21 protein-coding genes are annotated in these 21,931 nt (G+C 39.5%); 15 read left to right on the forward strand and 6 right to left on the reverse strand.

The features are described from left to right. Nucleotides 1-122 precede the first annotated feature (122 nt). From TY03_RS04390 to TY03_RS04455, 15 genes are all read left to right on the forward strand, one after another. A complete protein-coding gene (locus tag TY03_RS04390) occupies nt 123-668 on the forward strand; it encodes a hypothetical protein (RefSeq protein WP_148335576.1) in 546 nt (181 codons plus the stop codon). Next, a complete protein-coding gene (locus TY03_RS22805) occupies nt 655-792 on the forward strand; it encodes a hypothetical protein (RefSeq protein WP_222860397.1) in 138 nt (45 codons plus the stop codon). The genes TY03_RS04390 and TY03_RS22805 overlap by 14 nt, the downstream gene beginning before the upstream one ends. 11 nt (nt 793-803) lie before the next feature. After that, a complete protein-coding gene (locus TY03_RS04395) occupies nt 804-1,103 on the forward strand; it encodes a DUF4134 domain-containing protein (protein WP_042367744.1) in 300 nt (99 codons plus the stop codon). Nucleotides 1,104-1,108: 5 nt separating this feature from the next. Beyond that, nucleotides 1,109-1,429 (forward strand): DUF4133 domain-containing protein, encoded by a 321-nt coding sequence (locus tag TY03_RS04400; RefSeq protein ID WP_042367745.1) that lies wholly within the window; start codon nt 1,109-1,111, stop codon nt 1,427-1,429. Beyond that, a complete protein-coding gene (locus TY03_RS04405) occupies nt 1,426-3,924 on the forward strand; it encodes a TraG family conjugative transposon ATPase (RefSeq protein ID WP_042367746.1) in 2,499 nt (832 codons plus the stop codon). Before TY03_RS04400 ends, TY03_RS04405 begins: the two co-directional genes overlap by 4 nt. A 20-nt stretch (nt 3,925-3,944) precedes the next feature. Further along, nucleotides 3,945-4,310, forward strand: coding sequence for a DUF3876 domain-containing protein (locus TY03_RS04410; protein WP_042367748.1), 366 nt, complete (start codon nt 3,945-3,947; stop codon nt 4,308-4,310). A gap of 22 nt (nt 4,311-4,332) precedes the next feature. Beyond that, entirely contained in the window at nt 4,333-4,956 is a 624-nt protein-coding gene (locus tag TY03_RS04415) for a DUF4141 domain-containing protein (protein WP_042367749.1), read from the forward strand. A 2-nt stretch (nt 4,957-4,958) separates the two neighbouring features. Further along, nucleotides 4,959-5,972, forward strand: a complete 1,014-nt coding sequence (traJ, locus tag TY03_RS04420) for a conjugative transposon protein TraJ (protein WP_042367752.1) — start codon at nt 4,959-4,961, stop codon at nt 5,970-5,972. Between the two features lie 40 nt (nt 5,973-6,012). Next, nucleotides 6,013-6,636, forward strand: coding sequence for a conjugative transposon protein TraK (traK, locus tag TY03_RS04425; RefSeq protein ID WP_042367754.1), 624 nt, complete (start codon nt 6,013-6,015; stop codon nt 6,634-6,636). Then, nucleotides 6,633-6,908, forward strand: a complete 276-nt coding sequence (locus TY03_RS04430; protein ID WP_042367756.1) for a TraL conjugative transposon family protein — start codon at nt 6,633-6,635, stop codon at nt 6,906-6,908. The genes traK and TY03_RS04430 overlap by 4 nt, the downstream gene beginning before the upstream one ends. Next, complete coding sequence (traM, locus tag TY03_RS04435) at nt 6,883-8,256, forward strand: conjugative transposon protein TraM (protein WP_081713043.1); 1,374 nt, start codon at nt 6,883-6,885, stop codon at nt 8,254-8,256. The genes TY03_RS04430 and traM overlap by 26 nt, the downstream gene beginning before the upstream one ends. Nucleotides 8,257-8,292: 36 nt before the next feature. Beyond that, nucleotides 8,293-9,207, forward strand: a complete 915-nt coding sequence (traN, locus tag TY03_RS04440; RefSeq protein ID WP_042369140.1) for a conjugative transposon protein TraN — start codon at nt 8,293-8,295, stop codon at nt 9,205-9,207. A 2-nt stretch (nt 9,208-9,209) separates the two neighbouring features. After that, nucleotides 9,210-9,773, forward strand: coding sequence for a conjugal transfer protein TraO (locus TY03_RS04445; RefSeq protein WP_042367758.1), 564 nt, complete (start codon nt 9,210-9,212; stop codon nt 9,771-9,773). Between the two features lie 7 nt (nt 9,774-9,780). Then, on the forward strand, nt 9,781-10,218 hold the full coding sequence (locus tag TY03_RS04450; protein ID WP_042367760.1) for a DUF3872 domain-containing protein: 438 nt from the start codon (nt 9,781-9,783) through the stop codon (nt 10,216-10,218). Between the two features lie 139 nt (nt 10,219-10,357). After that, a complete protein-coding gene (locus TY03_RS04455) occupies nt 10,358-15,400 on the forward strand; it encodes a sacsin N-terminal ATP-binding-like domain-containing protein (protein ID WP_042369142.1) in 5,043 nt (1,680 codons plus the stop codon). A gap of 100 nt (nt 15,401-15,500) precedes the next feature. Here TY03_RS04455 and TY03_RS04460 read toward each other — a convergent pair whose 3' ends face one another. From TY03_RS04460 to TY03_RS04485, 6 genes are all read right to left on the reverse strand, one after another. Further along, nucleotides 15,501-17,174, reverse strand: coding sequence for a ParB/RepB/Spo0J family partition protein (locus tag TY03_RS04460; RefSeq protein ID WP_042367763.1), 1,674 nt, complete (start codon nt 17,172-17,174; stop codon nt 15,501-15,503). After that, a complete protein-coding gene (locus TY03_RS04465) occupies nt 17,171-17,407 on the reverse strand; it encodes a DUF3873 family protein (RefSeq protein ID WP_042367766.1) in 237 nt (78 codons plus the stop codon). The genes TY03_RS04460 and TY03_RS04465 overlap by 4 nt, the downstream gene beginning before the upstream one ends. A gap of 21 nt (nt 17,408-17,428) precedes the next feature. Continuing rightward, the gene (locus TY03_RS22810) at nt 17,429-17,950 is read right to left on the reverse strand and encodes a hypothetical protein (protein ID WP_230201895.1); all 522 of its coding nucleotides are present in this window, start codon (nt 17,948-17,950) and stop codon (nt 17,429-17,431) included. Nucleotides 17,951-17,963: 13 nt separating this feature from the next. Then, nucleotides 17,964-18,173 (reverse strand): hypothetical protein, encoded by a 210-nt coding sequence (locus TY03_RS04475; RefSeq protein ID WP_042367769.1) that lies wholly within the window; start codon nt 18,171-18,173, stop codon nt 17,964-17,966. A gap of 450 nt (nt 18,174-18,623) precedes the next feature. Then, a complete protein-coding gene (locus TY03_RS04480) occupies nt 18,624-21,077 on the reverse strand; it encodes an AAA domain-containing protein (protein ID WP_230201897.1) in 2,454 nt (817 codons plus the stop codon). Between the two features lie 447 nt (nt 21,078-21,524). Beyond that, nucleotides 21,525-21,929, reverse strand: a complete 405-nt coding sequence (locus tag TY03_RS04485) for a hypothetical protein (RefSeq protein WP_042367770.1) — start codon at nt 21,927-21,929, stop codon at nt 21,525-21,527. Nucleotides 21,930-21,931 lie beyond the last annotated feature (2 nt).

A 21,931-nucleotide genomic window follows, 5' to 3' on the forward strand; every position in this document is an offset into this window, starting at 1 on the left:
TTATAATCCTCTATCTGCTTTGGGTAATTTTCTACTTAGGAAAAGATCGGCTTTGGTGCTGTAAAAAAGAGGTTGGGCAAGTGAGAGAGCAACCGATAAGAAAGCCGAAAAAAGGCTCTATTATGGGTGCGACAAGAACAGTGATAAGCCAAACGGAGCCAACTGAAGCCAAACAAAGCCACGATGAACCATCTGCTAATCAGGTTACTATATTTGCACCGCAAACAGAAAGCAACCACCCTGCAAAGGTGGAGCAAGAGGAGTTTGACACTGTATTTTCCAACACTCCAATGGATATAGAGGTGCAAGCAGAATATCCACAAGAGGAGGAGGAAATCGAGGAGGAAGACATTTCGTGTATTGCCACTGGTGAAGCACCGCCTACCGCTCAGGGGTTAGATTTTGATGAGATGAGCAATCTTATCAAAGTGATGCGACAAAAAGAAGATACGCCCCAAGAGCTAAAAATGGCAGTGACAACCATTGATAAGGTAAGAGATACGGAACTCTTTAATAAAATGGTGTCGTCCATAGGTGGTGAAGGGCTGGCAAGAATTGAGGCAATGTTTGCCAAAAATGAGAGCCAGCCAAAAGAACCTCCGGCAACAGGAGGGTTTGACGATTTTGATTTTAAAAGTTTTCTGCAAGCAGGAAATGGAAACAAATAAAACAGTAAAGAACGATGAAACAAAAAGAGTACGGTTGACCGACTATGAGATGTCAACACTAAAAATCCAAGTAAAAACAGTAGTAACCGTGGCGAGAACCATCCAATTCTCGCCACACAATTAAAAGAATTATTTATGACTAAGAAAAAGTTATTTTTATCCGCAGTCGTTTTGTTGGCTGCATCTTCCGCCTTTGCACAAGGCAACGGTATGGCAGGTATATCCGAAGCTACCAATATGGTAACATCCTATTTCGATCCTGCCACCAAACTCATCTACGCCATTGGTGCAGTCGTTGGTTTAATTGGAGGCGTAAAAGTTTATGGCAAGTTCAGCAGTGGCGACCCCGATACCTCTAAGACCGCCGCAAGCTGGTTCGGGGCTTGTATCTTTCTGATTGTAGCGGCTACCATTCTTCGCTCATTCTTCCTGTAACGGTTATGGCAGAGTATTCAATCAATAAAGGGATTGGAAACTCGGTTGAATTTAAAGGCTTGAAGAGTCAATACCTGTTCATTTTTGCAGGGGGACTATTGGCAATCTTTGTGCTTTTTGTCGTGATGTTTATGGCAGGTGTGAGCCAGTGGATCTGCATCGCTTTTGGGGTGGTTGCTGCATCAGTCTTGGTGTGGCAAACATTCGCCCTGAATGCCAAATATGGTGAACACGGACTAATGAAAATTGGTGCAGTTAAAAGCCATCCACGCTACATCATCAACCGAAGAGGTATCCCCAAACTATTTAAAAATAGAAAGATATGAGAAATATAGCAAAAGCGACCACGCTGGAAAACAAGTTTCCTTTGCTCTCGGTAGAACACGATTGTATCGTGAGCAAAGATGCTGACATCACAGTTGCCTTTCGGGTGGAGCTACCCGAACTCTTTACCGTAATGGCTACGGAGTATGAGGCGATACATTCGGCATGGGTCAAGGCGATAAAGGTGCTGCCGAATTATTCGGTGGTACATAAGCAAGATTGGTTCATCTGTGAGGAGTATCAGCCCAATATTCAAGGGGAAGGTATGAGTTTTCTAAGCCGTTCATTCGAGAGACATTTCAATGAACGCCCCTATTTGAACCACACCTGTTACCTCTACTTGACCAAAACCACTAAAGAGCGGTCGAGGATGCAGAGTAATTTTTCGACACTTTGTCGTGGCTTCATTGTCCCCAAAGAGATAAAAGATAAAGAGGCGGTAACGAAATTTCTGGAAGCCATTGGGCAATTTGAGCGCATTGTAAATGACTGTGGGTTTGTTAAAATGACACGACTTACCACCGATGAGATTATCGGCACGGACAAACAGGCGGGTATAATTGAGAAATATTTTTCTCTGTCTGAAAAGGATACCACTACGCTCAAAGATATAGCCCTGAGTCCCGATGAAATGAGAATTGGTGATAATGTACTTTGTCTGCACACTCTTTCGGATGTGGAAGATTTGCCGAGTAAGGTCGGAACCGATATGCGGTATGAGAAACTATCTACCGATAGAAGCGATTGTCGTTTATCGTTTGCCTCTCCGGTTGGTTTGATGCTCTCGTGCAACCATCTCTATAACCAGTATTTGTTTATAGATGACAGTGCGGAAAACCTTTCAAAATTTGAAAAGGCTGCTCGTAATATGCACTCCCTTTCCAAATACAGCAGGGGAAACCAAATTAACAAAGAGTGGATTGAGCAGTATCTCAATGAGGCTCACTCTTTTGGATTGACCTCTATTCGTGCCCACTTTAATGTAATGGCGTGGAGTGATGACCGTGAGCAGCTCAAACATATCAAGAACGATGTTGGTAGCCAATTGGCACTTATGGAGTGTAAACCACGCCACAACACGGTGGATACTCCCACTCTCTTTTGGGCAGCCATACCCGGCAATCAAGCCGACTTTCCAGCCGAAGAGTCATTTTATACCTTTATTGAACAGGCGTTGTGTTTCTTCACCGAAGAGACCAATTACAAAAGTTCGCCATCTCCTTTCGGTATCAAGATGGTGGATAGGCTGACGGGCAAACCGTTGCACGTGGATATTTCAGACCTCCCCATGAAGCGTGGCATCATTACCAATCGTAACAAATTCATTTTGGGACCGAGTGGTAGCGGTAAATCCTTTTTCACCAATCACATGGTCAGGCAATATTACGAACAAGGTTCACACGTGCTACTTGTCGATACGGGTAATAGTTATTTGGGGCTGTGTGAGATGATTAATCGGAAAACAGGCGGTGAAGATGGAATTTATTATACCTATACCGAAAAGAATCCGATAGCATTTAATCCATTTTATACGGACGATTTGGCATTCGATATTGAAAAACGAGAGTCTATCAAAACACTGATTATGACCCTTTGGAAGCGAGATAACGAGCCACCCACACGAGCCGAAGAGGTGGCACTCTCGAATGCCGTGTCGCTCTACATCGAGAAGATTAAGGCGAAAGAGGTAGAGCCAAGTTTCAACACCTTTTACGAATATGTGAAAACTGACTACAAAGAGGTGTTGGAGCAGAAAGAGGTCAGGGAAAAGGATTTTGACGTGGCAAACTTTCTTAATGTATTGGAGCCATATTACAAAGGTGGAGAGTATGATTATCTGCTCAACTCCGATAAGCAAATGGACTTGTTGTCAAAGCGATTTATTGTATTTGAGCTTGACAATGTGAAAGACCACCCGATACTTTTTCCTATTGTTACCATTATCATTATGGAGGTCTTTATCAACAAGATGCGTCGTTTGAAAGGGGTTAGAAAGCTCATTTTGATAGAGGAAGCGTGGAAGGCAATCGCCAAAGAGGGAATGGCAGAATACATAAAGTATCTCTTTAAAACAGTTCGTAAATTCTTTGGAGAAGCAATCGTTGTAACACAAGAGGTTGATGATATTATCGCTTCACCCATTGTCAAGGAGAGTATTATCAATAACTCCGACTGTAAAATCCTACTCGACCAACGCAAGTACATGAACAAGTTTGACAGCATTCAAGCCTTGCTTGGCTTAACGGAGAAAGAGCGTTCCCAAATTCTATCTATCAATATGGCAAACAATCCATCTCGATTGTACAAAGAAGTCTGGATTGGTCTGGGTGGTACTCAGTCAGCGGTTTATGCCACAGAAGTTAGTGGCGAAGAGTATTTGACCTATACCACCGAAGAGACCGAAAAGATGGAGGTGATGGCTCTTGCCGAGAAGTTGGGAGGTGATATTGAACTTGCCATTAAGCAGTTGGCAGAGCAGAGACGGAGTAAGAAATAATCAATCAATAATCAAAATGAATGGAGCTATTATCAACCAAACTAAGAGTCCGATTGACAAAGTGTCTAATGGGTCTCGCTCTTCTCTTTGCCTGCTCGTGTAGCGAAGTAAAAAAGCCAAATCTTGATGCGATATGCGGTGATTGGGTAAGCACAACGAGCAAACCCAACGTGACGATTTTTAAGGAGGGTGATTTGTACAAGCTCACACTCTTCAGAAAATCGGGTATGACACGTCAGGTGAAACCCGAAACTTTTCTGATTGTGCGTGAGAACGACAACCTATTTATCAATACCGGTTTTCGTATCGACATCGCCTACAACAAGAAAACGGACGTATTGACATTCTCACCCAATGGCGACTACATAAGGGCAAGTAAAAAGTAATAACCATAAAAAAAGAAGTAAAATGAAACGATTTTTAATAATGGCGGTAGCGATGATAGGCGTTGCACTGCCATCGCAAGCACAATGGGCAGTAATAGATCCTGCCAATCTTGCACAGGGGATTGTCAATGCGACCAAAAACATTGTTCAGACCTCTACGACGGCTTCAAATATGATCTCAAATTTCAAAGAAACAGTAAAGATATATGAGCAGGGCAAAAAATATTATGACGCATTAAAGGCTGTAAATAACTTAGTTAAGGATGCGAGAAAGGTACAGAAAACCATTTTATTGGTGGGCGAAATCTCAGACATCTATGTTCACAGTTTCCAAAAGATGATGAGTGATAAGAACTATTCGGTTGAAGAATTGGGAGCTATTGCTTTTGGCTATACAAAACTACTCGAAGAGAGTGCCGGACTGCTCAGGGATTTGAAAGAGGTAGTCAATGTGAACAGCCTTTCGATGAGCGACAAAGAGCGAATGGACATCATCGACCGCACATATAAAGATGTGCAACGATACCGTAACCTTGTCGGGTACTATACCAATAAGAATATTGCGGTTAGTTATCTCCGTTCCAAGAAAACGGGCGATATGGATAGAGTGATGGCATTGTATGGTGGTAACGATAGATATTGGTAATCATGGTATTGTTATCAGCAGATTTTAGTAACCTACACGAGATTCTACGCAATCTCTATGTAGAAATGATGCCACTCTGTTCCAATATGGCAGGAATAGCCAAAGGGATAGCCGGACTGGGAGCATTGTTCTATGTTGCCGCTAAGGTGTGGCAATCTCTGGCACGAGCCGAACCCATCGACGTGTATCCAATGTTGCGTCCTTTTGCCATTGGATTGTGCATTATGTTCTTCCCGACTATCGTGTTGGGAACCATCAACGGTGTGATGAGTCCCATTGTGCGAGGTACGCACCAAATGCTCGAAAGTCAGACTATGGATATGAATAAATATCGGGAGCAGAAAGACAAACTCGAATATGAGGCGATGATGCGTAACCCCGAAACGGCATACCTTGTTAGCAACGAGGAGTTTGACAAACAACTCGAAGAGATGGGCTGGAGTCCATCGGATATGATGGTAATGACTGGGATGTACATTGAGCGTGGGATGTATAATATGAAAAAATCTATTCGTGATTTTTTCCGTGAGATACTGGAATTACTCTTTGCGGCAGCGGCATTGGTGATAGATACTATTCGGACATTCTTTTTGATTGTGCTTGCCATTCTCGGTCCGATTGCATTTGCAATCAGTGTTTGGGATGGCTTTCAATCGACACTCACCGGATGGATAACAAGATACATAAGTGTCTATCTGTGGTTGCCCGTCTCGGATTTATTCAGCTCCATTCTTGCCAAAATCCAAATATTAATGCTCCAGAACGATATTTCAGAACTGCAAAACAACCCCAATTTCTCGATTGATGCCAGCAATGGAGTTTATATCATATTTATGTTGATTGGCATCATCGGTTACTTCACCATTCCTACGGTTGCAGGGTGGATTATCCAAGCAGGAGGTATGGGCAACTACGGTCGTAATGTGAATAATACGGCATCGAAAGCAGGTAGTATGGCTGGAGGTGTGGCAGGTGCAACGGCAGGGAATATCGGTGGCAGATTATTAGGAAAATAAGGGTCGTAGACCCTTTAATTAACAATTAAAACAGTAAAACATGGAATTTAAATCATTAAAAAACATCGAGAGCAGTTTCAAACAGATTAGGCTCTTCGGTATCATATTCATCTGTTTGTGTGCAGGCATTGTAGGTTACTCCATTTGGAGTTCCTACACCTTTGCCGAAGCACAACGACAGAAAATATATGTGCTGGATGGTGGAAAATCGTTGATGCTTGCTCTTTCGCAAGAGTTATCACAGAACCGTCCCGTAGAGGCTAAAGAGCACATCAGGCGGTTTCACGAGTTGTTTTTCACTCTCTCGCCCGATAAAAGTGCGATAGAGAGTAATATCAAACGAGCATTGTTGCTCTCCGACAAAAGTGCTTTCAACTACTACAACGACTTTTCGGAGAAGGGTTACTACAATCGCATTATCAGTGGCAACATCAACCAAGTGGTGCAGGTGGATAGCGTGGCGTGCAATTTCGACACCTATCCATACAGGGCAACCACCTATGCCCGACAAATGATTATTCGTGAGAGCAATATCACCGAACGAAGTTTGATAACAACGTGCAACCTGTTAAACTCTGTTCGCTCGGATAATAATCCGCAAGGATTTACGATTGAAGCCTTCACCATTATAGAGAACAAGGATATTAAAACCTCGAAGCGATGAGAAAATTCATAGTAAGAATCCAAGACTGGGTGGATGATAAACTTCGCCAATGTTGTGGCAGATTATCACCCGATGCCCGTGTCATCATTTTGGTGGTCATGTTCCTATCCTTTGGAATAGCTTCAATCTGCATCTTCGTGAGTGCCATTTATAACATCGGCAAAAAAGAGGGGCAATTGATAGAGATTGAACATATTAAGCAACTGGAATTGCAACGTAAAGACAGTATAAACCAATTAAAATTTTATGATTATGGAAGAGACGAACAGTGAAAACAAGGCTCGGAATGAACCTGAAAAGCCAAAGAAAGAACTTACTCCAAAGCAGCGACAGAGACAAAAGAAGATGCTCATCTACCCATTAATGGGGTTGCTCTTTATCGGTTGTATGTGGTTGATATTCGCACCATCGGAAAGCGATAAGGAGAAAGAGCAACAAGAACAGGGTTTTAACACCAATGTTCCATTGCCCAATGATGCGACGCTGATTGGCGACAAGCAAGTGGCGTATGAAAAGGCACAGATGGAGACCAAGCAGAATGAGCGTAGAACTCAAATGCAAGATTTAGCCTCGCTGTTTGGTGGTACTGAAGAGGACACGCAGGCTGATTACGACTTGATGAATCCTGAACCAACACTCAAAACCTCGTCTCGTGGTTACGGTGGTGGCGGTGGAAGTACCCGACCCAGAGAGACAATACAGTCATCCGCTTCGGCTTACAACGACATCAACCGCACGTTGGGTAACTTCTACGAAACACCCAAAGAAGATCCCGAAAAGGAGGAGATGCGAAAGGAACTGGAGGAGCTTCGTGAGATGGCGTACAACAAGCAGACGGAGCAAGATGTGGCAGCCGACCAGTTGGCACTACTCGAAAAGTCGTATGAACTGGCGGCAAAGTATATGCCGTCGGGACAAGGTGGCTCACCAACCACTACGCCACCTACTACCACCGATGGAGAAAAAGCTCCTGCAACGGTAAAGAATGGCAAAGCGTTGATTAACCCCGTTGGGCAGGTTACCACACCCATAGTAACCACTCTGTCGCAACCGATGAGTGATTCGACATTCATTGCCGAATATTCCAAAGAGCGAAATATGGGCTTTCATACGGCAGTGGGTACTGAAAGCAAGGCGGATAAAAATACCATTCGGGCGTGTGTTCACGACAACCAAACAATCACCGATGGGCAGAGTGTCCGTTTGAGGTTACTCGAACCGATGAAAGCAGGAACAATCGTCATTCCACGCAATGCTCTCGTAACAGGAGTGGCAAAGATACAAGGCGACAGGCTCGGTATCGACATTTCTTCATTGGAGTATGCCGGAACAATTATTCCGATTGAGTTAGCGGTTTATGATACTGACGGACAACAAGGAATTTTCATACCCAGCTCAATAGAGCTGAACGCAGTGAAAGAGATTGCCGCCAATATGGGTTCATCCCTCGGCACAAGCGTTTCGATTACCAATCAAGGTGCTGGCGACCAACTGCTGACCGAACTGGGCAAGGGAGCTATACAAGGAGCTTCGCAATACATCTCCAAGAAGATGAAGGTGGTGAAAGTTCACCTCAAAGCAGGATATAAGCTAATGCTTTATCAAGATAAAAATAATTAATTGGGCGAAAGCCTACCACTAAAATCCAAAGTAAAAATGAAAAAAGTAATTTTGATGTTTGCCCTTGCATTGGGCGTAATTGGTGCAAATGCACAAGAATCAACAGGCGACCTCTATCACGGTCTGACCAAGAAACTAACCTTTGACCGTATGATACCGCCTCACGGTATTGAAGTAACGTATTATAAGACCGTCCACGTCATTTTTCCGTCAGCAGTACGATATGTCGATTTGGGTTCTCCTAACCTAATTGCAGGCAAGGCGGACGGAGCGGAAAATGTTATCCGTGTGAAAGCTACGGTTAAGAATTTCCGCACCGAAACGAACTTTTCGGTCATTACCGAATCTGGCTCGTTCTATACGTTCAATGTCAAATATGCCGATGAACCATTGCTGCTCAATATTGAGATGAAGGACTTTATCCACGACGGTAGTGCGGTTAATCGTCCTAACAATGCTCTTGATGTGTACCTAACAGAGTTGGGTAGTGAATCGCCCAAGTTGGTACACCTGATTATGAAGTCCATTCATAAGAATAACGATAGAGAGATAAAGCATATCGGAGCGAAGTCGTTTGGTATTCAATACCTTTTGAGGGGATTGTACACGCATAATGGACTACTGTATTTTCATACGCAGATTAAAAACTCGTCCAACGTACCTTATGATATTGACTTTATCACGTTCAAAATCGTGGATAAAAAGGTAGCCAAGCGTACCGCAATCCAAGAGCAAATCATCTTTCCGCTTCGTACCTTCAACTACGCTGTGCGTGTGGCAGGCAACAAAGATGAACGTACCATCTTCACGATGGAGAAATTCACCATCCCCGAAGATAAGCAGTTGATAGTGGAGCTTCACGAGAAGAGCGGAGGCAGACACCAATCGTTCATCATTGAGAATGAAGACATCGTGCGTGCCAGAGTGATTAATGAACTTAAAGTGAAATAACTATGAAGCGTTATCTAATGATTTTGGTTGCTGTGCTTGCCCTGTCGGGGCAGGCACACGCTCAACGCTATCTCCCGAAAATGAAGGGAATAGAATTACGTGGTGGTTTTGTGGATGGCGTACAAAAACCACTTAATTATTACGCAGGGATCGGATTATCGACCTATACAAAAAATGGCAACCGCTGGGTGTTTGGTGCGGAGTATCTCAACAAACAGTATGAGTACAAAAATATCCATATACCCAAAGCACAGTTCACCGCTGAGGGCGGTTATTATTTCAAATTTCTGTCCGACCCATCCAAAACATTCTTTTTGAGTATCGGCGGTTCTGCACTTGCCGGATACGAAACAAGCCGATGGGGAGATAAGCTACTGCCCGATGGTGCGACACTCCGTAATCAAGATACCTTTATCTATGGTGGTGCAATTACACTGGAACTTGAAACCTATCTGTCCGACCGTGTAGTATTGCTACTCAACGCACGAGAACGAATACTTTGGGGCAGTTCCATCGGACACTTTCACACCCAATTTGGCGTGGGCTTAAAATTCATTATAAATTAGTACAACAATGAAAAAGAGACTGAAATATATAGTAATGGCGTGTTGCACAATGGCAACAATCTTTTTGGCAACGGCTTGCAGCGATAAGTTAGAGATTCAGCAGGGCTACGATTTTACAGTGGAGACAATGCCAGTGCCGACGAAAATCGCCAAAGGTGAAACGACAGAAATACGCTGTACACTCAACCGCTTGGGGCGGTTCGAAGATGCAACCTACACAATCAGATTTTTTCAACCTGACGGAGATGGAAAGTTAGTAATGGACAACGGCACTACATTTTTACCCAACGACCGCTATCCACTAACCAAAGAGGTGTTTCGCCTATATTACACCTCCAACAGCACCGACCAACAGAAAATAGATATTTATGTCGAAGATAATTTTGGCAAGATGGTGCAGTTGACGTTTTCGTTCAATAATGACAGCAACGACGAAGAGGAATAAACTATTTTGTATGAATATGTTAAGAAACACTCAGCAAGTTATTGTTGGGTGTTTTTTTGTGATTAACTTTGTATGTGATTAGTTGACTCACATAGTCCACATAGAGTTAAAGTTGAACATAAAAAGACTTTCTGTTAATATGAATTTATCGAAAACTACAGAAAAAATATTTGAAACAAATTCTTGCTACGCTCGACCTGAACAAGCTGTTAATCAAGCAGAATCATTAAAATCTTTGTCTAGAGATTTATATACCGATTCGAAGAGGTTTATATACGAGTTGTTGCAGAATGCTGACGATTCAACATCTCCTAATAAAAATGTAGATATTTATATTCGTTTTTTTGACGACGTAATGCTGTTAGCTCATACTGGTCAGCCTTTTACAGCAAGAGATATTGAAGGGCTTTGTTCGGTAAGTCATGGCACTAAAAAAAACTCAATAGAAAAAACTGGATATAAAGGTATTGGTTTTAAAGCTGTCTTTGGGCAGTCAAATAAAGTAATTGTATATTCAAAGGATAATTACTTTCGATTCGATGAAACATACAATTTCACATGGAAACCAGAATGGGAACAATCTCAAAGCGAATGGGAAACAAATAATGACAGAAAATTCCTGTATCCATGGCAGATAATACCCATTCTAACAAATAAAGAAGACATTCCTCAGGAGATAGATTCATTCTTATCTTCTGGGGACTGGAAGGTTGCAACCCTTGTACATCTCAGCAATAAACAAGATGTAGAAAATGCCGTAAAAGAATTGATTGAAAATGTGAACATGTTTTTATTTCTTAAAAACATTAAAAGTATTGAGTTTGAAACAGACAACATTTATAAAGTATCAATAGCCAGAAATAACGACAAAATAAGAATACACCAGAATAGTACTTTGAAAGCAGAGTGGTTATTATACTCCCAACAACTTAATATACCGTCTGAAATAAAAGATCGGATTGTACCGGATTCAAATGTGCCAGACAAACTAAAAAAAGCTACAAGCATTGAATTGTCTTTTGCTGCAAAAATTGAAAAAAGCCAACTTGTTCCGCTAAAAGATGGAGAACAATTGTTGTATGCTTATTTACCAACAGGTGAAAAGAAATATTACCTTCCTATTTTGGTAAACAGCAGTTTCTTAACTTCTGCCAACAGAGAATCTTTGCATGAAAACTCTGTATGGAACCAATGGCTTTTTGAATCCATTGCTATCGTCCTATTCAAATGGATTGCCGAATTAGTTAAGGGAGAATATCAGTGCCAGGCATATAAATTAATACCAGATCGATTAATTTATTCTGACGCACTAAGTATTGGCTTTAACAGTGGTATAGATAAAGCATTAGATTCTGTTCCATTTATCATTTCAGAACAACAAATGTTGCTTACCCGTGATCAGGCTATTCAGGATTCTACATTTTTATGGGAAAATACATTTGTGGGAAATAACAACATACGGCAATTCGTTATACAAAGAGATAACAAACCTGGCATTGCCCTCAACCCATTTGTGAAGCATACCGATTTCGGAAATGTATTTAAAAAATTAGGTGTTTCCACTTTTGATTGGGAAGATATGCCTCAATTGTTTCTATTCCCACAATTCATAAAAAGCCATACTATAGCCTACAACATTGAGCTTATAAAACATTTCAAATACCTGATTGACAAGGAAAATATAAAGAAAGTATCTAATAAGATATCTTCATGGAAGTTTATTTATGATCATAAGGCAGAGCTTAAAAGTCCTTCAGAAATATATTTCCCTGCACCGGATGATTTTAATTGGAATAATCCTGATAGCGAACTTTCTTTTCTGCATCCGGATATTCAGCATTGGTTACTCGTGTCTCATGACTATAGAATATGGTTAGAAACTTTAGGAGTGATTGAGAAAACCGATCTTGCATATCTTCAAAAAACCATACTCGCAAATCCTTCTGAGTATACTACTTTTGAAAATGCCATAAAGACTATGCGAGATATTTACATGTTGTATTCTAAAGGTGTGCTTGATAATGAAACATTAAGTAAACTTGGAGACTTAAAAATACTTACCCAAAAAGGTGGCTTGGTTGCTGCAAATCAATGTTATTTATCTGATATTTACAAACCTCGGTTACCACTGGAAGAACTCATTTCCGAAGATATGTTTGTAAGTGAATCCTATTTGTCTAGTCATTGCGATAAAGATGAGTGGAAGCGGTTCTTTAAAATGATAGGAACAAAAGAAGGAATTGAAAGAATTAAGATTGAAGAAAAATACAATGTAGATTTAATTAGTAGTATTCATTCTTTGAAAAAAGAATACTTGAATAGATATTTTTATGCAGGCAACTTCAAAGTGGATCATTATAAGAATATAATCTTTTTCTCATTTCTACATAAATCAAATGATTATAGTTTTGCATTAAGATTCTGGGAAGATATTATTGAAAACTTTATATCTTCTGAAATATTCGAGTCTGCAATTGCATATTGGGGATATTCAGGAATGTCCGGACAGAATTCCGGTGAAAGGGTAGAAAATTATATGATATGGTATATAAATAATCAAGATTGTATCCCCACAAAAATGCACGATTGCAAGAAAGCAACAGATGTGCTTCTCAACGATGTAGGTATAATTAATATAGTGGGTAATTACCTACCGGTCTTTGACGGTCCGGAGTTATCTCCAGACTGGAAGTCGTTTTTTCGGTTTAAATCTGAACTCACATTATCCAATTATCTTGACTTAATATCAAACATAGTAAAAGATGTTACCGATAAAGGTACAATTAAAACTGATAATAGCGAGCGTATTCAAGAGGTTTATAATCTTTTACTTAATCAAACAACAAACTGGTCAGAGGATGAAATTGCTCAGGTAAGAGAGTGGGCTGAAAATATTCAACTTCCCGATAAGTTCGGCTCTCCTCATACTATCGACAATCTGCGTTACTATGCAGATGGCGATACATCTATCTTTCAGGATGAGTTTAATTTCTTATTTTTAAATTCGAATAACAAAAAACATCTATACATTGAAGACTTTCTAACAATTTTAGGAGTTGAAATATTCAAACAGGAAAATTTCAGTTTATCCTATGATGAAGAATGTAAATCAACTTCTTTATTAAAAGACAAACTGATAAAGATAAGTCCTTATTTAGAGAAATGGATCTTATCAGAAGAACAAGTGAATACCGAACCCAAAATAGAGAAACTATATAAAGGAATTGAGAAACTGGACATATATGAAGTACCGGAGCTAAAAATAAGATATAATAGCTGGGAAAAGATAGTACAATTTCATTTGAAAGATGATGTTTTATATGTAAAATCTCCATGGTATAGCAATATGTCTTTAATGTATTTGCCGTATAAGCTCTGTTACTATTTGGGAATAAAAGGTTTTGAGAACGAACTGGGCTTTCTGTTAAGGTCGGAGGAGAATGAAATACAACAACATTTTAAACAGGAGCAAATAGAATTGCCTGAGCAGACAACAATCGCAGATAAAAACCCGATTGAGACAGCGAGTGTAGGTGAAGATAAAAAAGAAATTACCTCTGATACCTTAATAAGTTTAGGGACTGCAACAATTGATGAATTAAATACATTAATCGAAAAAGATAGGACATTATCTTCATTTTTTCACTTTTCAACTGCTTCATACGATAAACTTGAATACGCACAAACAATAATAAGACGAGCCAAAACAAACATAATAGCATATTTGCCAACAATTGGATATGATTGTAGTGAGGCTGCTGAAATTGCACCAAGTATATTTAGTGGAATAAAAAAAGAAGGTAAAGACATCTACGTTGTTACAAGACCTTCTGATGGTGATGTAGTTCTTCTACATTATACTTCAGAATTAGATGTATTAGAGTATGTCGCAGCCGAATTTTGGTATGAAGATGGAGAACATACACCTAAGCAAATAACTTTTGGACAACTACTGAAGCAGACTGGTATTAATCGAATACCTGTTAATAATACTGGCATTTCTTGCTCAGATATTGAAGAATTATTTAAATCGCCTAAATCTGAAGTGTTAGATTTTAATCCTGTACCATATTCACGCCATAAGATAGCTAGAGTAATATCTTCTTTTGCCAATACTAATGGAGGAACATTGGTCTTCGGTCTCAAAGAAATTGATTCAGATTCAAATGAACCTATAGGACTCAGTTTCGACTTTCAGGTTGTTGAAATTACCAAAAAGGCAATGTCATTACTTTCACCAATACCACAGATAACTTATAATTGGATGAAAAATGGAGATAATAATCTTTTTGTAATCAAGGTTGAAAAATCAGATATTGAAATATTTGCCGATAATAAAAAATACATTCGAAGAGGTAATGATAGCGTTTTAGAAGCTGGTGAATTTAATTCACATCTTATTTTAAACAACCCTAAATTTAGGAGAAATCTCGCAATAATTATTGCAATAGAAAATTATGCGCCAATCAATCAGATTTCAAATGTAAAATACGCAAAAGATGATGCTCTAAAGTTTAAAGAATTATTGATTAATGTCTTCTCATTTGCTGAAGATGATATACTTTTATTTACAAATGAAGAAGCATTGAAAAGTAATTTAGAATATAATCTTCAAGGGCTTTTTCTCTCACTAACAAAAGATGATCGATTGATATTCTATTATGTCGGACATGGTTTCCATAACGGAATTACAAATTATTTATCAACTTATGATACGCATAAACACCATATTGCAGAGACATCAGTCTCATTAAACAAAATATTACTTGACCCTTTACGAAAATCGAAATGTAATAATGCACTTATATTTATTGATGCTTGTGCTCAGATTTTTCACGATGAGCATGAACGATCCCAAGTATCAGATATAAGTGATGAAGAATTAATATTACTTTCTCATGATTTTCCAAATTATGCAATATTTCTCTCGTGTCAACCGGGTCAAAGTTCATATTCAAGTGATATACTAAAAAATGGAATATGGACACATCATTTAATTGAGGCTTTAAATGGAAGGAGACAAGAGGTTGTTAAAAATGGTAAATATATTACAGATAGATCATTAAATGATTATCTATCCAATCATGTCGCTATATATACAAAAAAAGAACTTAATTACGAGCAAAACCCTAGAGCAGTGTTGGATGCGAGTTATGAAAATGTGATTATGGAAACTTTATAAATAAAAAAGAAGTAATATATGGGTTTTTGCTACTTTTTCACCGCTCTATGCTCATGGAAAAAGTAGCGGACGGAAGTGATTAGCTCCGTCCGCATTGGGGTTATTCTTGGGTGAAATCGGTTTCTAATTCTTCGCTGTCTTCTTGCTCGTCGGCTGTCTCTTCTGCCGTGTTTTGAGTGTGGATAGCCTCTATCTTCTCGGTTATACGTGCGTGTCGCTTGTCGTACACCTCTTGGTGCTTGGCTCTTATCTCGGCAAGTCCATCGGGGATGTGTTGCTCCGCAAATTCCAATAATAGGTCTTCGGTTACTCCGGTGCGGAATGCTCCCTTTAGGTGGGCGATGATAAAATCTCTGCGGATTATATTCTTTGCTTCATTGGTCAGATTGTTGATGATTTGCAGTTTATCATCTTCACACAAATGGTATCGCTTTTCGGTTATACCCAATGTGGCAAAATGCTCCTGTTTTGTAAATGATAGCATCGCAAAGTAGGTCATCTTCTCCTCGAATAGAGTAAAATCGCCTGTGAGGTCAGTGTTATTAATCAATGTCTTGGTATCGTCAATAATCTTTTCGTTAGAGAGTTCCTTGTTACGACTATCTTGTTTTGTCAATTTCAACAATGGTGTTTCGACCTCCGTTTTATCCGATGTGCTTACACATGTGTAACCCAAAGATACCCCTCGTGTGCCGATATTGGCATACATTGTGATTTTACCCTCGTTGTATTGTTCCATTAGTTCGGTGGTGTCTGATTCAAAATCAACAACCTCTTCAGCATATTCGCCCAAAGCTTCGTTGTACTCCTCGTCTGTTTCGTAATCATCTTGGTCGGGTGCGGTTGGTGGTTTGGGACACTCTCGGCAGTAGTTTAGCTCGGTAATTTCATACTCCTGCTCCGTCAGCATATCAATGGCATCTTTGCAACCATTCAGATTTGTAACCGACAACGGCAATTCGGGGTTCTTCTCTTTAAACTCTTTGGCACGTTCTACGATATAAAATGTGTTCTTTGCTTTCAGACAAGTAGTGTTAAGGCATTTGCCACAGCCATTGCCCTCGCTGAATAAATTATGCGTTTCTGAATTATACTCACAATCATAACACTCGCTCTTGTCAAAGAAATACTCATTTAGGTCGGTTGAGTAGTTCTTCTCGATAAGGCTTACAACCTCTTTTGAAGTCTTTTTTAGCCAATTGTAGTAGTTGTCCGCTTGATAATGGTCAGCAAAAATTTCTTCTTGCACCTCTCCACTATATTTGCAAAGTTCCAACGCTGCCGAAAGATTTATATCATCGGTCAAAAGTAGCTCGGCAAAGGGTTGAATAAGGCTATTCAATCGCATACGACTGCGGATATAGCTATTTGACTTGCCAAACTTCACGATAAGAGTTGCCGTGTCGTAATGGCTGGTTTCGATAAGGGTTTTGTAGGCTATTGCCTCCTCGATGGGTGAAACATCTTTGCGTTGCAAATTCTCTGTCAGAGCATATTCTACGGCTACATTATCGGGTATATCTTTCACAATTGCCGAAATGCCTGTCATTCCTGCCAAAAGTGATGCACGGTAACGACGCTCTCCGTAAACTATCTCGTACCTGTCGGCACTTGTCAATCTCACCATAATGGGCTGTAAAACTCCTTGCTCTTTGATGCTCTCGGCAAGCTCCGCAATGTCAGTATCTTTGAATGTTTTACGAGGATTGAATTTGCTCGGTTTAATCTTTGAAAGAGCGATAAACGCTACATTGTTGTTTTCTTGTAAGTTCATAATGATATGTTTTTTAGATTGTTATTTTTTTTCTGTTTGGTTTTTAACCAATTATCTCGTTTCTCTCGGCACTTCTCCAAAGTCGGTGCTACGGTTGAGAACAACTCATTATCTGTGTGTCGATAATCGTACTGATAGTAGATTGTTCCTCTGAAAGCACCTGCAATAAAGGTGGTGTACTTCTCTTCTCCTGCGGGGCATACGGATATGCCGTTTTCGTTTATGGTATTCATTTGTTATTTGGATTTTGATGATTAGTATTCTGATTGACTGGCAATAGGTTTTAATACCGGATGTGGCTGAGTGGCACTTTGGGTCATATTACCAGCCTGTGCAAAACGCTCGATACGTTGTTTGCCTTCCTCGCTAACTGTTTTGTAATAAGTTACACCCCTTTCGTATGAGATATGAGCAACTGTCAAATAATCCCCATTTTCTTCTCTTAATCGGTCGCAGACTGTTACACCATTGCCCAAATGCCCGAACATTAGCTCCTCTTGCGGTACGGTCAATCCCATAAAGTGTACTTTAACAAAGCGTTCCAAAAGCAGGTCATTATCATAGACCGCCTGTGTAATATCTCGTGCGGTTACTTCTTTATCTTTGCAATACCACTCGTTAAACTCCTCATTTGTGAATAGTTTTACATATCCGTTGCCTTTGAGATAGGCTACAAATGGCTGGCTTATACCCCCAACTCTGAGAGTTAGGTATTCTATAACTTCTGACGGCTTATTGCCTTCCATTGTTCCCTGTAATTTCAATGTTGTATTCATGTCGCTGTATGTTTTAAGAAATTAATATCCAAAATAATCCTCCAATGATGAGTGCGTAGGCAAGAATAAAGAGGACAACTGCCAATGCAAGGGTAAACAGTAAGCGGATTACAAATTTCCCAATAACAAGCCCTATAAGCCACCCCCAAAGAGAACCACCCAACACGGCTGAACCTGCAACGGCTACCATTGCCCAAAGTCCTATTTTATATCTTGTTTTCATCACCACTCTGTTTTTTTGATTATATGCGGATTTTGGAGGTGAGGGAGTTGAGTTTCCATTTAAACTTTTCTGTCTCTCGTAAATCCGACATTTTTTTTATGCGTCTTTCCATCGGGTCGGTCGTTTTCGTTTCGGGGGCAATCAAGGTGTAGGGTTTAGGAAAAACAAGGTTTATGAGAAAAATACTCTCTGGACGTAGTACAGCAGGAAGATTTTTCTCAGAACCGGAGGCTTGACCTTGTTTTTTCGTTAAGAGCCCGTAAATACCTTTGCTCCAGATAACGAATGACTGATTCGATGAATGATAACTCGTAATTGTGGAGGATTTACAAGAAGAGAGGCAGACGAGAATAATTCTTAATAGTGTCTCAACGCTATTCGTTCATGGCAACAAAAGGGTATAAAAAAAGCCTCACAATGGAGGCTTAATTCTATTAAATTTGAATACGTTTATGAGTTCAGTCCCATAGCAATGCTTAGACTATCAATAATTTTAGCTTTTTCGCTATGACCATCGGTAGATAGTCGAAGTAGTGGTAAGCCTATAATTTCAAGAATATGATTTTTCTTATTATCACGTTCCTGTTGTAACTCATTGTTGTGGAAAGAGACACCATCTACCTCGATAGCCAATATCGGGGTTTTGTCTATCTTGCTGTAAAGTAGAAAGTCGAGTCTTGCATTATGCTTTATAAAAGCAACTTCATCTTCAGACAAGAGTTCGTAATCCCGGATGAGGTCTCGTAGTTTGTACTCTCTTGCCATATCAATGGATGAGTACTGCGAATTGGGCAATAAAACCTCTTCCTGCAATAACTTGTGAGCAATAATCTCTGCCGCAGAACCTTTAATATTATTGTTTGATTCGATAAAAGTTGCAAACACTTTATTATATTCCTTGTATAACAAATCAAAAACAGAACAGATTTTGCCTTTAACAATGGTCTCTTTCGGATCAGTTGTGTAACATATATAGCGTATCATATCACCGATATTTGTTCCGTGTGGAAGTTCCATAGACTCTGGTTTTACCACAATAAACTCCTTTACGGCTCTTGATACGGCAACATTTATCAGATTCGGATTGTCGATAAATTCATTAATCTGGTTGCGAACCGTATTGAATATGATGGTATCCTTTTCCCGACCCTGATATTTATGTATAGTATCTGCTTCCGCTCCGGCAGGCAATCTCTCTTTTAACATATCGGCATGATCTCGATATGGAGCTATAACACCAACTTTATTATAATCATCCGAGTAGTTCTCTTTTATATATAGCTCCGTCTCATCTAATTGCCGTTGGTTGTATTTCCCTCTACCGCCCGATATGTTTGTCTCTATGATTCTGAACGGATGGTTGTCGCCATTTGTCATTATGACAAGATTATTGTTGTAATACTTCTTGTTGCAGAAACCAATGATTGTAGGGTGGCATCTGTAATGCTCTTTCAGCAAAACAGACTTTATATTATCCCCATAGAGGCATTTAAGCGAATTTAGAATGTTTTGCTCAACATAGTCATACGCAGGTGCAATGTGATGTGTTTTCTTCAACTGTTCTGCTATCTCTTTACTCTTTGGGTCTATAATATGAGATAACTGCATACTATCTCCAACAATAACCACATTCCGACAACAAGAGAAACAAACAGCAGATTTGATAATATCAACTTGTGATGATTCATCAATGATTAGGTAATCAAAAAGATATTCATCCCCGATACACGTTTTCAGCGATAGTGTAGAGCTTAGTATTACGGGATAGTGTTTAACAAAATCATTAAACCTATTACGATAATCTTTTGCCGTAAACGATTCACTCTTTAGTTCTTTGTACTTCTTGAATAAAAGAGCGTTGAATATCTCTTTAGATGTATCGACAAACTGCTTTAAGTTAGAATCTTCATTATTAGAGGATAACCACTTCTCAATAGATGCTATTTCCTCCTGAAGTTTATCAATATACAACTCGTAGAATTTATGATTGAGATAGACATTAAACTCCTCCCTATAAGTGTGAATTGTACTCATATCAAAAAGACCGTATTGCAGTACAAATCGCAATTTGTCTATGATTGGTAACTTCTTTGTGAGGCCTATACCGGATAGCTTATCCTTTAACTTTAACGCCTTATGACAACTCCATTTACGATAAAACTTTTTATCAAGCTCTACTTTTAGACTTTCAGATATTGGCTGCTCAGATTTAATATGACTAAATTCTAACTCTGTGTCCGATAGCTGCGTCTTTAGGGTTGCTAACTTATTTCTATATTGAAAGCACTGTGTGAGAATGGAGTCTAAATTCTTAACCACACTTTTAGCCTCTATTAATCTCTCTTGGGGCAGCTCAAACGTTTCATCAATTCCCTGTGTTTTGAGATTGTCGAAAAATGTTTGTATGTTTTCGTTATTCCCAAGCGATGCCACAACCATCCCATAGCCATACTTTTGTAGCTTCTCTCGCACATTAAATACCGCCGAGTTGTTATTTGAAACAATAGCCACTGTTTTGTTCTGAACGATCAGATTGGCGATGATATTTAATATTGTCTGCGTTTTTCCGGTTCCCGGAGGACCTTCGACAATGGTTATACCATTGGCAAAAGCGGTCTCGACAGCTAATTTCTGGCTTTCATTGCATCCAAATGGATATATGAGGGTATCTGCTAACCGATTTCGTAAGGGATTGGTTGCATCAAGATAGTTAGATAAGGCAGATCTTGGTTCCGAAACATCAATTTTGTCCAGAGCTTTGAGCAGCATATCAGAGCTTATCTGACTTACATTTTTATTCTCGGGTTCATCAGATGGGATGTCGAATGAGATTTCGCCTGCATTCGTCAATATATCCCTAAAATATTCGATAATTGATCCGGCTTGCTCAACACTCTGTTTCACATCGCATATCTCGATATTATCACTGTTCTCAACAGGGTTAGAGCTTGTGTCGGTATCCCTGAAAATTAAATAACTGCCGTAATAATCTACTATATTATATCTCTTGTTTAGCTTGCCATTTTCATAGATCCGAACATTTTCTCGTGTTGATGTATATGGATAATATTTTACTTTGTCAGCACCATAATTATAGCTTCTGCCATTATTAAATGTGATTTTATACCCGTTGCCATTACGAACAACGGATGAAACATCGCTTTTGTATTCAAACTTCTGGGATGTTTTATTTTTTAAATATACTATGAACGGATGCTCCATCAACCTCTATCATTATAAGCGAAACACATATATATCGGCAAAATTACTAAATTAAGCCTTAAGTTGGTTATTATATGTGTGATATGTGATAGTAAAAGCAATGCCACCTCAAAAGGGTGGCATTACCAATCAGTTGAAAAGAGAGTTCTTCCCAATCTGAATTACGATTGGATTCTGGCGACTTTCTACAATCGGACGCTTAGCCTGTTCTCGCATCCATTGTCGGAATAGGTGGCAATTACCACCCTTCATCTTAAACGCAAGTAGGATAATAATATCCAAATTGAATAGAGTACGGCTTACGCTTTCACCACTCGCTGTTTTAACGTAGTAATATTGACTATTTGCTGTGACAAATGCCTCATCCTCTTTATAAAGGCTTTGTAAATTCATAGTCACGGCAGATATATATACGCCAAACATATCTGCTATTTGATTTTTACTTAACCATACCGTGCCATTTTCTAATTCGATGTGTACCGAAACAGCTTTTGTTTCGAGATCGTAATCCATTGTCATTTTTCCTGTTTTCATGA

The organism is Bacteroides neonati, assembly GCF_000499785.1.
GTDB lineage: Bacteria > Bacteroidota > Bacteroidia > Bacteroidales > Bacteroidaceae > Bacteroides > Bacteroides neonati.

Bases quoted from the DNA above. Each gene is read 5' to 3' on its own strand.
- TY03_RS04390 (WP_148335576.1), top strand. From the start codon at position 123: ATGGGTGCGACAAGAACAGTGATAAGCCAAACGGAGCCAACTGAAGCC.
- TY03_RS22805 (WP_222860397.1), top strand. From the start codon at position 655: ATGGAAACAAATAAAACAGTAAAGAACGATGAAACAAAAAGAGTACGG.
- TY03_RS04395 (WP_042367744.1), top strand. From the start codon at position 804: ATGACTAAGAAAAAGTTATTTTTATCCGCAGTCGTTTTGTTGGCTGCA.
- TY03_RS04400 (WP_042367745.1), top strand. From the start codon at position 1,109: ATGGCAGAGTATTCAATCAATAAAGGGATTGGAAACTCGGTTGAATTT.
- TY03_RS04405 (WP_042367746.1), top strand. From the start codon at position 1,426: ATGAGAAATATAGCAAAAGCGACCACGCTGGAAAACAAGTTTCCTTTG.
- TY03_RS04410 (WP_042367748.1), top strand. From the start codon at position 3,945: ATGGAGCTATTATCAACCAAACTAAGAGTCCGATTGACAAAGTGTCTA.
- TY03_RS04415 (WP_042367749.1), top strand. From the start codon at position 4,333: ATGAAACGATTTTTAATAATGGCGGTAGCGATGATAGGCGTTGCACTG.
- traJ (WP_042367752.1), top strand. From the start codon at position 4,959: ATGGTATTGTTATCAGCAGATTTTAGTAACCTACACGAGATTCTACGC.
- traK (WP_042367754.1), top strand. From the start codon at position 6,013: ATGGAATTTAAATCATTAAAAAACATCGAGAGCAGTTTCAAACAGATT.
- TY03_RS04430 (WP_042367756.1), top strand. From the start codon at position 6,633: ATGAGAAAATTCATAGTAAGAATCCAAGACTGGGTGGATGATAAACTT.
- traM (WP_081713043.1), top strand. From the start codon at position 6,883: ATGATTATGGAAGAGACGAACAGTGAAAACAAGGCTCGGAATGAACCT.
- traN (WP_042369140.1), top strand. From the start codon at position 8,293: ATGAAAAAAGTAATTTTGATGTTTGCCCTTGCATTGGGCGTAATTGGT.
- TY03_RS04445 (WP_042367758.1), top strand. From the start codon at position 9,210: ATGAAGCGTTATCTAATGATTTTGGTTGCTGTGCTTGCCCTGTCGGGG.
- TY03_RS04450 (WP_042367760.1), top strand. From the start codon at position 9,781: ATGAAAAAGAGACTGAAATATATAGTAATGGCGTGTTGCACAATGGCA.
- TY03_RS04455 (WP_042369142.1), top strand. From the start codon at position 10,358: ATGAATTTATCGAAAACTACAGAAAAAATATTTGAAACAAATTCTTGC.
- TY03_RS04460 (WP_042367763.1), bottom strand. From the start codon at position 17,174: ATGAACTTACAAGAAAACAACAATGTAGCGTTTATCGCTCTTTCAAAG.
- TY03_RS04465 (WP_042367766.1), bottom strand. From the start codon at position 17,407: ATGAATACCATAAACGAAAACGGCATATCCGTATGCCCCGCAGGAGAA.
- TY03_RS22810 (WP_230201895.1), bottom strand. From the start codon at position 17,950: ATGAATACAACATTGAAATTACAGGGAACAATGGAAGGCAATAAGCCG.
- TY03_RS04475 (WP_042367769.1), bottom strand. From the start codon at position 18,173: ATGAAAACAAGATATAAAATAGGACTTTGGGCAATGGTAGCCGTTGCA.
- TY03_RS04485 (WP_042367770.1), bottom strand. From the start codon at position 21,929: ATGAAAACAGGAAAAATGACAATGGATTACGATCTCGAAACAAAAGCT.